Source organism: Arthrobacter sp. SPG23 (genome assembly GCF_000876655.1).
In the GTDB taxonomy this organism is placed as follows: Bacteria; Actinomycetota; Actinomycetes; order Actinomycetales; family Micrococcaceae; genus Arthrobacter.
Window position 1 is genome coordinate 128,179 of record NZ_JYCN01000022.1, and the last position, 12,825, is coordinate 141,003.

Consider the following 12,825-nt stretch of genomic DNA (forward strand, 5'->3'; position numbering starts at 1 on the left):
CGGATCCCTGTTTCTTTAAGACCTGGGGGAATTTCTTGGCGTGCCTTCTGCAGCGTTGCCGATCTGTCATCACCGTGCTCGTGGCGAGCCTCGCCGTCAGCCTTCTTGCCCCCGCTCCGGTACACGCGTACTTTGCGGACCGCACGCCGGCGGGCAAGGCCGCTGTTCAGGCTCCGTTCCTGCAGCCGGCCATTCCGGACGCGACGGCAGCCCAGGCACCGCCGTCCCCGGTCCGCGCTGAGGCACAGCCGTCGGATGCGGTCCCGGGACACGGACTGAGCGTCGCGTCCCTGAGCGTCGAGCATCTCAGCAATCCCCTGGGGGTGGATGCGGCGCAGCCCCGGCTGAGCTGGCAACTGGCGTCGGGAAGCAGGGACAAGGCGCAGACCGCATACCAGATACAGGTGTCCCGAAACGGTGACTCGCTGGCCGCCGATGCTCCCGATGTCTGGGACAGCGCCCGCGTCTCCGGCGACGCCCAGTCCCTCGTGGCGTACGCCGGACCGCCGCTGTCCTCCGCGACGCCGTACTACTGGCGAGTCCGGGTGTGGGACGAAGCCGGCACGGAATCCGCCTGGAGCTCCATCGCCACCTGGACCACAGGCCTGCTTGCTCCAGGCGACTGGAAGGCTGACTGGATCAGCCCGGCGTCCACCGATGCCGGCGGCTCTTATCTCAGGAAATCGTTCAGCCTGCCCGAAAAGCCGCTCCGCGCGACGGCCTTCGTTTCAGGCCGGGGCACCTTCGAGCGCACCCCGGACTATCAGGGTTACTGCTGCCTCCAGACGGCAACGCTGGCCAGGGGCATTTATGAATTGACCGCCAACGGGAAGAAGGTGGGCGACGCCGAACTCGAGGCACAGCCGACCGACAGCCGGGTGAGGTCCCTGTACCGGACCTGGGACGTGACATCCCTGCTCAAGGCGGGGGACAACGCCGTCGGATTCCTCCTTGGCGAAGATTCCGATGTCATCCTCCAGATCCAGGTCGAATGGCCCTCCGGCCCGGCCACCGTTGTGACCACGGACAGCACATGGACTTCCCGGCCCGGCCCCGTCACCCGCGCACACAGGTTCCATGGCGAGACCTTCGATGCCCGCAAACAGATTTCCGGCTGGGACACCGCTCCGATCAGCAACGTGGGCTGGAGCCCGGTTCGAACCAACCCCGCCCGCGGCACCCTCAGCGCATCACCGAATGAGCCCATGCGTGTGGTGGACAGGCTCACTCCGGTCAAGGTGACCCAGCCCGCCCCGGCAGTGTTCGTGGCCGACTTTGGCAAGAACGTTTCCGGGACGGTGTCCTTGTCCCAGGTGATCCCGGCCGGCAGGACCGTGACCATCAAGCACGGTGAGCGTCTGCTCAACGGCCGCGTCAACAACTCCGTCATCATGGCCGCACAGACCAGCACGTTCACCGGGGACGGCAAAACCTCCCTGTTCAGTTCCCGGTTCGCCTACGCCGGGTTCCGGTGGGCGGAAATCTCCGGACTGGATGCCCTGCCCGCCAATGGATCCATGGTGGCCCAGGAAATCCGCAACGACGTGGGCAACGCAGGAACCTTCACGGCCTCGACGCCGCTTTTGAACTCCCTGCACGAGGCCAACCGGCAGACTCAGGTCAACGGGATGCACGGCATCCCTGAGGACACCCCCACCCGCGAGAAACGCGGTTGGATGGCCGATGCGCACCTCGCGGCGGAGGCAACGATCAACAATTACGACATGGCTGCCTTCTATACCAAGTTCGTCCAGGACATGGAGGATGCACAAAAGCCCTCCGGTTTCGTGCCCGATATCGTGCCCGTCGAACACAACCCGTTCTGGAGCCAGCAGTCTGACCCCGCCTGGTCAGCGGCCACCGTGCTCATCCCCTACTACGTTTGGAAAGCCTACGGCGACGACAGGCTCCTCAGCCGCCATTACAGTTCGATGGACCGCTGGATGAGCTACACCGCCACCGTCACAGACGGCTACCTGATCACCCGGCCCAGTTATACGTGGGGGCAGGACTGGGTGGCGTCAGAGGACACGGACAGCAAGCTCTTCCAATCCGGGTTCTATTACCTCACTGCCAAACTGATGGCGGAGATGTCGGCCGAACTGGGTAAGGCCGGCCCGGCGGAAAAGTACAAAACCCTCTCAAACAACATTGCCAATGCCTTCAACGCACGCTACTTCGATGCTGGCAAGGCAAGCTACGGCAACAGCCAGTTCTCGAACGCGCTGCCCCTGACCCTGGGCATTGTCCCCGAAGGCAGGGCCGGTGACGTCACGGAGACGCTCGTAAACCAGGTCATGGTCATCGGCGGAGGACATGTCCGGGGCGGCCTGCCCGGAGCAAAATATATCGTCGACGCGCTCGAGCTGATGGACCGCTCCGACATCGTCAACATTGTGGTGTCCCGCACTGACAGTCCGGGCTGGGCGTACATGCTGACGCACGGGCCGGGCTCCATCTGGGAAGAGTGGCAGGGCTCCCCGTCCCTGAACCACCCCATGTTCACTTTCATTGACAACTGGCTGTACAAATCAGTGGCCGGTATTTCGCCGTCGGAGGCGGGCGGCTACCGCGAGATCATCTTCGACCCCCGCATCACGCCTAGCCTCCCCTCCGCCGCCGGAAGCGTCCATACACCCTTCGGCGAGGCCCGAATTGACTGGAAAGTGGCGGACAGACGGATCACCTACAACATCACCGTTCCCGTGGGATCCACCGGTAAGGTCACGCTGCGGGACACCGCACCCTCCGCTGTCTCTGAATCAGGACAGCTGGCTGCGGCTGGAAACGGGATCAAATCAGTCAGCGCTGGCGGCCCCGACACCCTGCTTACGCTGGGATCGGGCACCTACCATTTCACGTCGGACCCGGCACTCACGGAACTTGTGGCAGCCTCGAACACGTCCGCGGCCATCAGTACCGCTGTTACCGCCCTCGGAGCTTCCACGCCCAGGCTTGCGGCCCTGCGGGAAACGGCAGCGGCCACGGAATCCGGCACCAGCCAGGCGCTCGGCACCTACTTGCAGCAGGAGGGCAGGGCACCCGATGAACTGCGCAGTGCCATCACGGCGGCCCGCTCCTTCACCGCGGAGGTCTCCCTGGCCCGCGGCGAAGGCCTGGCTCCGGCCACTGCAGGCGACCTGGCCCTGCACGCTGCCTCAGCTGTCCACCAGCTCTCCGCAGCAGTTGATGCCGGCGGTGTGGTCGTCTCGGCGGCCGCCGCCGAAGAGCACCTTGCACCCGGCGGCAGCATGGACGTCACAGTAACGGTGAAGAACACAGGCCTTACCGCCCTTGGCCGGCTGAGCCCGGCGATCGAGCTTCCGCAGGGCTGGTCGGCCAGGCCCACAGCCCGCCTTCCGGAGCACGTGGAACCTGGCGGAGAGGCACGTGCCATCTACAGCGTGACGGCCCCGGCCGGCAGCCCTGCGGAGAGTTACCCGGCCCGCGGCTCCGTGTCCTTCACCCGCGGTGAGGACACGGCTACGCTGAGCAGCGGCTTCACCATCGGGGTGGGAAACGACCTCACGGCGGCCAGCGGCGGCCTGACGCCGCAGATCCTGGAGCCCGGCGGCACCGGCTTCGCGGCGGTCACACTCAGCAACCTCCAAACGTCCGCCGACCGCCACGTGCAGGTCGCGGCAACCGGCCTGCCGGCGGGCTGGCAGGAACAGCGCGCGGTTCAGGCCGTCGTTCCGGCCGGCGGACACACCACAGTACTGGTTCCCGTCTCGGCATCAGCCGCCGCCCGCGGGGGGACGCTGGAACTCTCAGTGACCGATGCTGCTGCCGGCACCGTCCTGGCAACAGCGCACTCCCTGGGCAAGGTACGTGGAAGCTCCGACTGCACGGCCGACACGACCGGAGAATCGTGCCTGCCACAAAGCAGCCTGGTCCTGGCAAACTTCGAAGGCGGAGCGCCAACCGGGTGGACTGCCGGGCAGGGCGCCAGCGTCGACGCAGGCGCCCTGCCCGGCGACGCCGGGACCGGCTCGTTCCTCGGGGCAGCGGCGCTACGGGTTAAGGCTGTCCGGCCTGCAGCTTCGGCACAATGGCGCGAAGTCACCTATTCGCTGCCGAAACCCGTCAGCACCGGTGACGGCGCCGCGCTCATGGCATCCCTCCAACTGGCCGATCCCGTGCCAGGCGCCGCTTACGAAGCAAAGCTCTGGGCGAGTGACGGCGCGGGGCACACCGCGGAGTCCGTTCACCGGCTTGCCCCAGGATCGTGGAACCACTTGGTCCTCCCCACCGTGGAGGACGGCCTCAAGAACCTGTCGGAGCTGCGGGTCGGTATTCGTACGACCGCTGCCACGGCCGATGCAACCGGCTTCTTCCTGGACGCTGTGAAGCTGGAGTACGGCCACGGCGGCCGGAATCTCGCGGCCGGCGCCGCCGTTTCAGCCAGCACCTCGCTGGAGACCGGCGGCTGGAGCGCGGCGAACCTGGTGGACTCCGCCGCGTTCAGCACCGCCTTGCACCGCGGATACCGATCGGAAATGGCCGGGACCCAGTGGATCCAGCTGGATCTTGGGGAGGCGCGGAGCCTCGGCACCGTGTACCTCCATCCCTTGACCACACCCGCCGGCGAGGAACCGGTCAAAGCGGGTGCCGGCATGCCCTCCGCTCCGAGAGTGCAGGTCTCCGTTGACGGAGCGAAGTGGACCACACCGGGTGCCATCGCCCAGCGGAGCGGCGTTGCCGGTTCACCGCTAATTGTCTCCTTTAGCCCCGTGGACGCCAGGTTCCTCAGGGTTGCCACCGACGACAACGGTCCCGATAATTCCCTGTCCCTCTCGGAAGTGGAGGTTTTCGGGCCGGGCAACACGGCGCCCGGTGCCCCCGAAGACCGGACGGTGGACCAGGGGAACCCTGCCACGTTCACCGCTACAGCACCGGGGCGGCCGGGGCACCGGCTCCAGTGGCAGCGCAGCGACGACGCGGGAGCAACATTCCAGGACGTTTCCGGCGCCATTGGAACCACCCTGACGGTCCCGTCGCCACAGGCTGCCGACGACGGCGACCGTTTCCGGGCCGTAACCGTCTCCGATGGTTCCGAGCCAGTGAACGTCTCCCCCGCTGCGACACTCACAGTCAGGAAGGAACCGCTGGCCGTCACCAGCCAACCGGAGGACCTGTACCTGGCGTTGCCCGGGCACGACCGGGGGAAACTGGCGGCAGCCGTGACCGGCGCCGGCATACGCCTCCAATGGCAAAGCAGCACCGACAGCGGCCTGAGCTGGCGGAACGTTGCCGGAGCCACTACGAGCGAGCTGGCGGTCTCCTTCAGTGAAGGATCCGCGCTCCCTTCCGAGCAGTTCCGAATCGTGGCAAGCAATGCGCTGGGAGCGCGCGTCTTCAGCAGCGCAGCCACTGTCAACGCGGGCGCGGCCCCTGCCGTCTCCGCGTCAGCCGCCCACGCCGCAGCGGTTGCCGGCCAACCCATCGACCTTCGCGTCACGGTGACCGGGTCACCCCGGCCCGCCGTCACCTGGTTCCGGCAGCAGGCCCCGGGCGCGCCCTGGGCGGAAGTGGCCGGAGAAACGGATACCACGCTGGTTATCGGTCCGGACGCCGTCACTAATGGCGCCCGCTACCATGCGGTGGCTGCGAATACGTTTGGCACTGCGACCAGCGACGACATATCTGTCTCAATCCTGACTGCGGCGCCGCTTCCGCCCGAGCCCCTTGGCCCTGCAGGCAATCTGGCCGCCGTGCCAAACGAACAGCCCATGGCGGACACCGGCGCCAACGTTTCGCCGCTGCTGCCCGCTCTCTTGCTGCTCCTTCTCGGCGGCACCGCCCTGGCTGTCCACCGGTTCACGCGCCCACGCGGTTCCCTGGCCCTTTCCCGAAAGAACGTCGATGAATAATCCGATTGCCCGGCAGCTCAGCGCAGGCTTGGTGCTCATGATGGCGGCAATGCTGTCACTTCCCACTGCGGCGGTGGCCACCGTCCCGGAGCCGAGCTTTACACCGTCAGCGTCCCCGGCAGCAACAGCGGCGCCCTCGGTGTCCCCGGAGCCGGCGCCGGAGCCGGAGCCGAACGTTGCCCTGTCAGCTACAGCGACAACAACGCCGGAGCCCTCCAGCCCGCTTCCGGGGCCGGCCCTTGAAGCCTTGGAACCGGTGTCGGCGCAGGAAATCAACGGGTTCTTCACGCTGCTGAACGAATACCGCCAGTCGCAGGGGGCACCCGCCGTCACGTTGGATCCGACCGTCAGCGCGGCCGCGCAGCAGTGGGCGCTTGCCCAGCTGGACTTCCCTTCCGCGACGCCGGTCCCGGAAGATGCACTGCCAGCCGGGGCTGCTTACGGCCGGATCGCCGAAACAACATACTCCCCCACCGGCCCCACCGTTCAGCAGCTCCATGCCAAGCTCGTCAGCACCTACGGCTCCGCCAACGCCGTCACCATGCGTGACCCGAAGTACGGCCAGGTGGGCATCGCTGCCCTCCGGACCGGGTTGAACCTGTACGTGTACGAAGTGCTCGTTGAGAAGTCCGCCACGGCCTACCCCACGGACTATGTGAACTACTCGTGGTCACCTGCCATCTACTCCGTCAGTTATGCACCGAGCGGGATGATCTGGAAAAAGCTGAGCTATGCGGACTGGGAGGCCGCTGGTTTCCCCCGGCCCCGCCTGGCTGGCTGGATCGCGGGCACGAGGGTGTTTACCTTTGCCCCGGCACCGGAAATCTATGCCACGTCCCCGGACGGCGTGACCCACCTGCTGACCTTCCGCGAGTGGCAGGAGATGGGCTTCAGGCAACCGGAACGGACCGCCGGCAGCTTCGTCCGGTATCCCTGGTCGAGTTCAATCTATTCAGTGGAGTTCGCCAGCCCGGCATGGCTGTGGAAAAGGCTCAGCTACGCTGATTGGCTCCAGCTGGGGCAGCCAGCGGCGCGGATCGCGGGGTTTATCCAAGGGACCTCTTATAACCAGCACCAGTACTCCAGCGAGGTTTTTGCCCGCGGCGAAGATGGCGTGCTGCACAAACTCACCTTCGACGAGTGGTCTGCGGCCGGTCGCCCTGCGCCCAGCCGGCTGGTCAGCGGATATTTCAAGACCTCGTGGATGGGAACCGTCTACTACAACGCCAATGTGAAGGTCGAAGGAAGCCGGCCAGTCAACTACGCGGAATGGTCAGCGGCCCAGTTACCCACTCCCGTCGTCGACGAATACGTGCCCTTTTCCTTCTACTGGAAACCTGTGAACTCCGGGAACATCTACTACCGCGCGCCGGACGGGCGGGACATCCTCATGAGCTACCAGCAATGGCAGCAGGCGGGCGCTCCTTGGCCCAGACCGTACACCGCAGCACCTCCGGCCGGAGAACGCTAAACGCGCTCGCCTCGCTGCCCGTTACCGCTTTGCCAGCCAGCCCGCGAATGTCTCAGTTCCGTACCGGTGCTCGGGAACCAGGTTGCCGCCCTCCCGCAGGTATTTTCCCGCGGCCCCCGGCAGGGGCAAACGGATCAGGCGCCCCCGGGACCCGCTGTGGTGCTTCCAGGTTTCTGCCAGTTCCGCCATCCCGTTGACTTCCGGGCCGCCCACCGTCCGGACCCGGTGGAGTTCCTGCGAAGGCCCTTCGACGGCTGCTTCGAGCAGTGCCGACGCCGCCTCGCCGGGCGCCATGGTTTGAAACCTCGCCCCCTTGACCACCGGGATAAGCCCCACTGTGGCGCCGGCCGCGAACAGCTGGACCAGGAGGCTGTGAAACTGGGTGGCGCGCACCGTAACGGTCTCAAGGGCGGACGCGGCGTAGATACGTTCCTTGTCCGCCTTGGACCGATAGAAGCGCAGGGGCACCTGGTCGCAGTTGATGATGGACAGCAGCACAGCCTTGCGGATACCGGCATGGTGCGCAGCGTCGAGGAGGCGGGCGCCACCGGCTGCGAAATCTTTGAGGGCCCTCCCTGATCTGCCTTCCAGGCAGTCAATCACGACGGCGACACCGGCCAGGGCGGCCGCCAGCCCTTCACCGGTGGTGACGTCTGCGCGGTAGTAGTCCGCGCCGTCGTACGCCCCTCCGGCACCGGGCCCCGGCGGGTGGCGGCTGATAACGGAAACGTCGTGGCCCAGCTGCACGGCCTGTCGGACCACCTCACGGCCCACCTGTCCGGTGCCGCCGGCAACACAGATGCGGGTCATGCTCCAGAGGCTACAGGCTCAGGCCCTGCGGCGCTGCAATACGTCGTCCAGGTTGCTCAAGGCGCTCTGCGCCTTGGTCTGGGCCTTGGGAGCGGCACCGGACGCTGCGGGGGCCGCAGCCGGACCCTGCTTGAGGGACGGCTTGCCTACAGCTTTGGGAGCTTCTGGCAGGTCAAGCGGATCAGGGGCGGCACGTTCTGCCTTGGCGGCTTCGACGTAAGTCGGTTTGGGAACGTCAACAGGCTCCCAGCTGGAGTCCGCGCTGACAGCTGAGCCGGGTGCCGTGGCGGTGCGCAGGGCGGTGTCCCCGGACGCCTTTGCCTCGGCGAGGGCCGCTTCACGCAGCTCCTGGGCTGTCAGCGGCTTTACCTTGGGCTTGCTCCCTGCCTCGGCGTCGAAAAGCGGGATTTCCGGAGCGTCCACGGCAGGTTCCCGGCTGGGACGCGGCACGGCAGCACGCATCTGCCGTGCCGGAGCCGACATGGCAGCACGGAATGCAGCGTTCATCCTGGCGCGGCGGTCCCGTACCGCCAGCCGCCGCAGCAAAGCTACCGCCACAATGGCTGCGAAGAGGGCCCCGACGGGCAACCAGGACGAGCCCAGTCCGAAAATACGGAAGATTCCGGCCACCACCCCGGTCAGCAGGGACACCAGACCCACGAGTGCGATCGCGCATCGTCCGTAACGGATCCTCAGTGCACCCGGACGCGCCGTTGCCGGCCCCGGGCCGACGGCGGTTGTCGCGGACCCCTGGGCGGATCCGGTGGCCTGCTTGGTTACCATTGATTTCTCCTGCTGGGCGGCCATTTTCATGGCGTTTCCGGCTTGGGGGTCTGCGGGTTCGGCGTAGTTGATTTCGGACATCAGCTCGGCAACGGGTTGAAGCTGATGCCGGCGGTTTCGGAGTACATACGGGGCTACCCACACGATCCAGAGCGCAACAGCGACAACAAGGATCACTGAGCTGCTAAGGGGGAAGTCCACATTCAAAACCGTAAGAGCATTTAGCCGACAGCTCTGGCATTAGCTCCGGTGTGTCGCAGGGCAGGTGGCAAATCAATGGATTTATGACGAAAAACACAGAACGGCGAACCGGGGTTGCGTCGATCAAAACCCTAACGCCAGGTCACGCCGGGCGGGTTCGAAGCCACCTGGCCAGCAGCCCTTCGGGGACTTCCTCGGACGTCAAGGCGAAAGACCGGTGGTCCGCCCAGTCGCCGTTGATGTGCAGGAACCGCGGCCGGTAGCCTTCGTCGCGGAAACCGAGCTTCTCCACCACCCGCAGGCTGGGCCCGTTTTCAGGCCTGATATTAATCTCCATCCGGTGCAGCCCGAGGGTCCCGAAGCAGTAGTCGGTGGCCATGGCCACAGCCGTGGGTGCGATCCCCCGGCCGGCACACGACTTGTCCACCCAGTATCCAAGCGTCGCCATCATCGCCGAGCCCCAAATGATGGATGACACGGTGAGCTGCCCAACAATGACGGGATCACGCCGGCCCGGCGTGCGCTCCGCGATCACGAAGGGCAACGCCGTGGCCTGGGCAGCCTGCGAGTTGAGAGACCTGACCATTTGCCGGTAGTCCGGCAGCGCCCCTCCCGGGGCCGGGTTCGAGGCCTCCCACGGTGCCAGCCAATCGGAATTGCGGGACCGGACCGCCATCCATTCCTTACGGTCACGGTAACGGATGGGGCGCAGAACAATGTCGCCGCATTCCAGCGTCACCGGCCAGATGCTGCCCCGCATGGGACGTTACTTGGCCAGGGAGGCGGTGAATTCCGGCAGCCACTCCCGCAGCCCGGGGCCGAGGTCGTCGCTGTCGCAGGCCAGCTGGACGCAGGCCTTGAGGTAGCTGAGCTTGTCGCCGGTGTCGTAGCGGCGGCCACGGAACACAACGCCGTATACGCCGTACCCTTCGCCCTCCCCTGCAGCCAGTTCCTGGAGGGCGTCCGTCAGCTGGATTTCCCCGCCCCTGCCCGGTTCGGTGCGTTCGAGGACATCGAAGACCGCGGGGTGGAGGACGTAGCGGCCGATCACGGCCAGGTTGGACGGCGCTTCTGCGGCGTCCGGCTTTTCCACGAGCTTCCTGATCCGCACGAAGCCGTTCATGTCGGTGTCATCGATGTCGGCGCAGCCGTAGGCGCTGATCTGGGAAGGCTCCACCTCAATGAGCGCCACCACGGAGCCACCGGTCTTGGCCTGCACTTCGATCATCTTGCTGAGCAGTTCGTCACGGGCGTCGATGAGGTCGTCGCCAAGCAGAACCGCAAAGGGTTCGTAGCCTACGTGCTGCTTCGCGCGCAGCACCGCGTGGCCGAGGCCCATGGGGTCGCCCTGGCGCACGTAGTGGATGTCACCGAGGTTGCTTGCGGCCTGGATGGCTTCGAGCTTGGCGGTGTCACCCTTGGCTTCCAGGGTGGCCTCCAGCGAAGGGACCCGGTCGAAGTGGTCTTCGAGGGCGCGCTTGTTCCGGCCGGTGATCATCAGGATGTCGGTGAGGCCCACACTGACGGCTTCTTCGACGACATACTGGATGGCGGGCTTGTCCACGACCGGCAGCATTTCCTTGGGCATGGCCTTGGTGGCCGGAAGGAACCTGGTACCGAGGCCGGCAGCGGGAATGACAGCCTTGCGGACAGAAGTATTGGTGGTAGTCACTGGACTAATCTAGCGTCAGGGACCAAACATTGGGTAATTGCACGGACCACCCCGCCGGCCCCGCACCGGGGCCTCAGTTCACGGCTCCCGACCTGAAAGGACGGCACGGATGCCATCGAAGGAAGAGATCCGCTCGGCCCACAGAATCGAGCGTGCCGCTTTCTCCCCCGCCGGCCTGGAAGCCGCCGGAGCAGGCATCGCCCGGCACGGACTCCAGTGGGCCGCCATGGTTGCCGCCGGCGAGCGGAGCACCTTTGCCGCTTACCTGGGGGTGGGATTCGAGCCTCCCACGCTCCCGCTCCTTGCCGCACTGCAAGGCACCGGGCACCGCGTACTGTTGCCGGTCTGCGGGCCCGACCGCACCCTGTCCTGGGTCTTCTGGACGCCGGAAACTGACTTCGTCCGCAGCAGCTACGCCCCCATCGAGGAACCCGTGGGGGAACAGCACGGCATCGAGGCAATGAGCGAAGTGGCCGGAGTCTTTGTCCCTGCCACGGCCGTGGACCTGTCAGGCAACAGGATCGGCCAGGGCGGTGGCTACTACGATAAATTCCTCTCGGGGCTGGATGCCGCCGGCCTGCCCCTGCCCGCCGCCGCAGTGGTCTTTGACGGCGAAGTCCTGCCGGCCGGCAGCATCCCCGCAGAGTCCTTTGACCGGAAGGTCCCGGTGGCGGTCACCCCGTCGCGACTCACACAGCTGATGTGAAACCCTTCCGCAGCGGGTGATAGAATTGGCACTCAGGCCCTGCGACTGCTAAAGGACAAGACCTGCCGGGACAACGCGGCAGCGATTTCCATCAGGCAGCACGGGACCTGCTCGTTTGTCCCAGAGGAGGATTTCCAGTGCCCACGTATGCATATGCCTGCAAGGACTGCAGCCACGCCTTCGAGATCGTGCAGTCGTTCACCGACAGCTCCCTCACCTCCTGCCCTGAGTGCGAGGGAACCCTGCGCAAGAAGTTCAACAGCGTCGGCGTCGTCTTCAAGGGTTCCGGCTTCTACCGGACGGATTCCCGCGATACCAAGGGCAGCAGTGTTTCGCCTGCCCCGGCAGCCGCTCCGGCGCCCGCCACCGCAGCTGCCGCCAACTGAGGCTGCACCCGGCGTTCCCTCGTTCGGCGGAATAGCGGACACCATGGCTGTGCTCTACCGGTCCTGGTTTTCCACATAGGTCCCCGCCGGGCTGTCCGCGCCCCCACCGGACTTCGTAGCCTCACGGTATGCCCTCCATCTTCCGCAATCACGGACTCTCATCGCCCCGGCAGAACTTCAGGACAGGACGCCCGGGCCGTTCGAGGCCATCAGGTGCGCGCCGCCTCAGCTCATGGCTCAACCGCAACCGCAGGCTCGTCGTCGCGCTCCTGCTGTGTGCTGCCGCCGGCATCGCCGTGCAGCAGCTGACCCCGGCACCGGAACACACTGTCACAGCGATGGCCTCGGCCCGGGACCTTCCCGCCGGAGCTGCATTGTCAAGCAATGAGGTGGTGCCCGTGAAGGTCCCGCCAGGCATGATGCCCGCCGGGGCCTTCACGGACGTCTCCGCGCTGCAGGGCAAACAGCTGGCAGCCCCGCTGCGCAAGGGCCAGCTGATCTCCGACACGCAATTGCTCGGACCCGGCCTGCTGGCGGGCACAGAACCCGGATCTGCAGCCGTGCCGCTGAGGATGGCGGACCCCTCGTCCATCCAGCTCGTGGCGCCCGGCCAGCTGGTCAATATTGTGATGACCAACGGAACGGACTTCGGCAAGGCAGCCGAATCGGAAGTGCTGGCAGCCTCCGTGCCCGTGCTCTGGACCTCGGGGCAGGGCGGACAGACCGGGCAATGGCTGGGGACCGGAGAAACCGAGGGTCTCATCGTGGTCGCAGCGGATCCGGAGCAGGCCCGGCGCCTCGCCGGCGCCTCAACACAAGGAAAACTCTTCTTCGTGCTGGTGGGGGCACAGGGCTAGCAGTCCTGCGCCCGGCTGCACTGGGCTTGCTGCACGGCGGCCGCCCTGGGGCTGCCTACGTGGCCG

General features: G+C 66.3%; 9 protein-coding genes. 5 read left to right on the top strand and 4 right to left on the bottom strand.

Going from position 1 to position 12,825, the window contains the following annotated elements; all coding sequences use genetic code 11:
- Positions 1 to 80: 80 nt before the first annotated feature.
- Together TV39_RS14795 and TV39_RS14800 are read left to right on the top strand one after the other, a co-directional pair.
- Entirely contained in the window at positions 81 to 5,873 is a 5,793-nt protein-coding gene (locus TV39_RS14795; protein ID WP_144406431.1) for a family 78 glycoside hydrolase catalytic domain, read from the top strand.
- Positions 5,866 to 7,344, top strand: a complete 1,479-nt coding sequence (locus TV39_RS14800) for a CAP domain-containing protein (RefSeq protein ID WP_043482840.1) — start codon at positions 5,866 to 5,868, stop codon at positions 7,342 to 7,344. The genes TV39_RS14795 and TV39_RS14800 overlap by 8 nt, the downstream gene beginning before the upstream one ends.
- Positions 7,345 to 7,365: 21 nt before the next feature.
- On the opposite strand, the gene TV39_RS14805 is transcribed toward TV39_RS14800, so the two are convergent.
- The 4 genes from TV39_RS14805 to galU form a co-directional block, all read right to left on the bottom strand.
- Positions 7,366 to 8,154, bottom strand: coding sequence for an SDR family oxidoreductase (locus TV39_RS14805; RefSeq protein ID WP_043482842.1), 789 nt, complete (start codon positions 8,152 to 8,154; stop codon positions 7,366 to 7,368).
- A gap of 18 nt (positions 8,155 to 8,172) precedes the next feature.
- A complete protein-coding gene (locus TV39_RS14810; protein ID WP_235347404.1) occupies positions 8,173 to 9,138 on the bottom strand; it encodes a hypothetical protein in 966 nt (321 codons plus the stop codon).
- A gap of 142 nt (positions 9,139 to 9,280) precedes the next feature.
- On the bottom strand, positions 9,281 to 9,898 hold the full coding sequence (locus TV39_RS14815; RefSeq protein ID WP_043482845.1) for a GNAT family N-acetyltransferase: 618 nt from the start codon (positions 9,896 to 9,898) through the stop codon (positions 9,281 to 9,283).
- 6 nt (positions 9,899 to 9,904) lie between these two features.
- Positions 9,905 to 10,810 (bottom strand): UTP--glucose-1-phosphate uridylyltransferase GalU, encoded by a 906-nt coding sequence (gene galU / locus TV39_RS14820; protein WP_043482848.1) that lies wholly within the window; start codon positions 10,808 to 10,810, stop codon positions 9,905 to 9,907.
- Positions 10,811 to 10,919: 109 nt separating this feature from the next.
- Between galU and TV39_RS14825 the strand changes: the two genes are divergently transcribed.
- The 3 genes from TV39_RS14825 (at position 10,920) to cpaB (ending at position 12,759) form a co-directional block, all read left to right on the top strand.
- Complete coding sequence (locus TV39_RS14825; RefSeq protein ID WP_043482851.1) at positions 10,920 to 11,516, top strand: 5-formyltetrahydrofolate cyclo-ligase; 597 nt, start codon at positions 10,920 to 10,922, stop codon at positions 11,514 to 11,516.
- A gap of 137 nt (positions 11,517 to 11,653) precedes the next feature.
- On the top strand, positions 11,654 to 11,902 hold the full coding sequence (locus TV39_RS14830) for an FmdB family zinc ribbon protein (protein ID WP_043482853.1): 249 nt from the start codon (positions 11,654 to 11,656) through the stop codon (positions 11,900 to 11,902).
- Between the two features lie 128 nt (positions 11,903 to 12,030).
- Positions 12,031 to 12,759: a Flp pilus assembly protein CpaB gene (gene cpaB / locus TV39_RS14835; protein ID WP_235347405.1), complete on the top strand. Its 729-nt coding sequence runs from the start codon at positions 12,031 to 12,033 to the stop codon at positions 12,757 to 12,759.
- The last annotated feature ends 66 nt before the right edge of the window (positions 12,760 to 12,825 follow it).

Coding starts and splice junctions, on each gene's coding strand:
- cpaB (WP_235347405.1), top strand. CDS start 12,031: ATGCCCTCCATCTTCCGCAATCACGGACTCTCATCGCCCCGGCAGAAC.
- TV39_RS14825 (WP_043482851.1), top strand. CDS start 10,920: ATGCCATCGAAGGAAGAGATCCGCTCGGCCCACAGAATCGAGCGTGCC.
- TV39_RS14815 (WP_043482845.1), bottom strand. CDS start 9,898: ATGCGGGGCAGCATCTGGCCGGTGACGCTGGAATGCGGCGACATTGTT.
- TV39_RS14800 (WP_043482840.1), top strand. CDS start 5,866: ATGAATAATCCGATTGCCCGGCAGCTCAGCGCAGGCTTGGTGCTCATG.
- TV39_RS14805 (WP_043482842.1), bottom strand. CDS start 8,154: ATGACCCGCATCTGTGTTGCCGGCGGCACCGGACAGGTGGGCCGTGAG.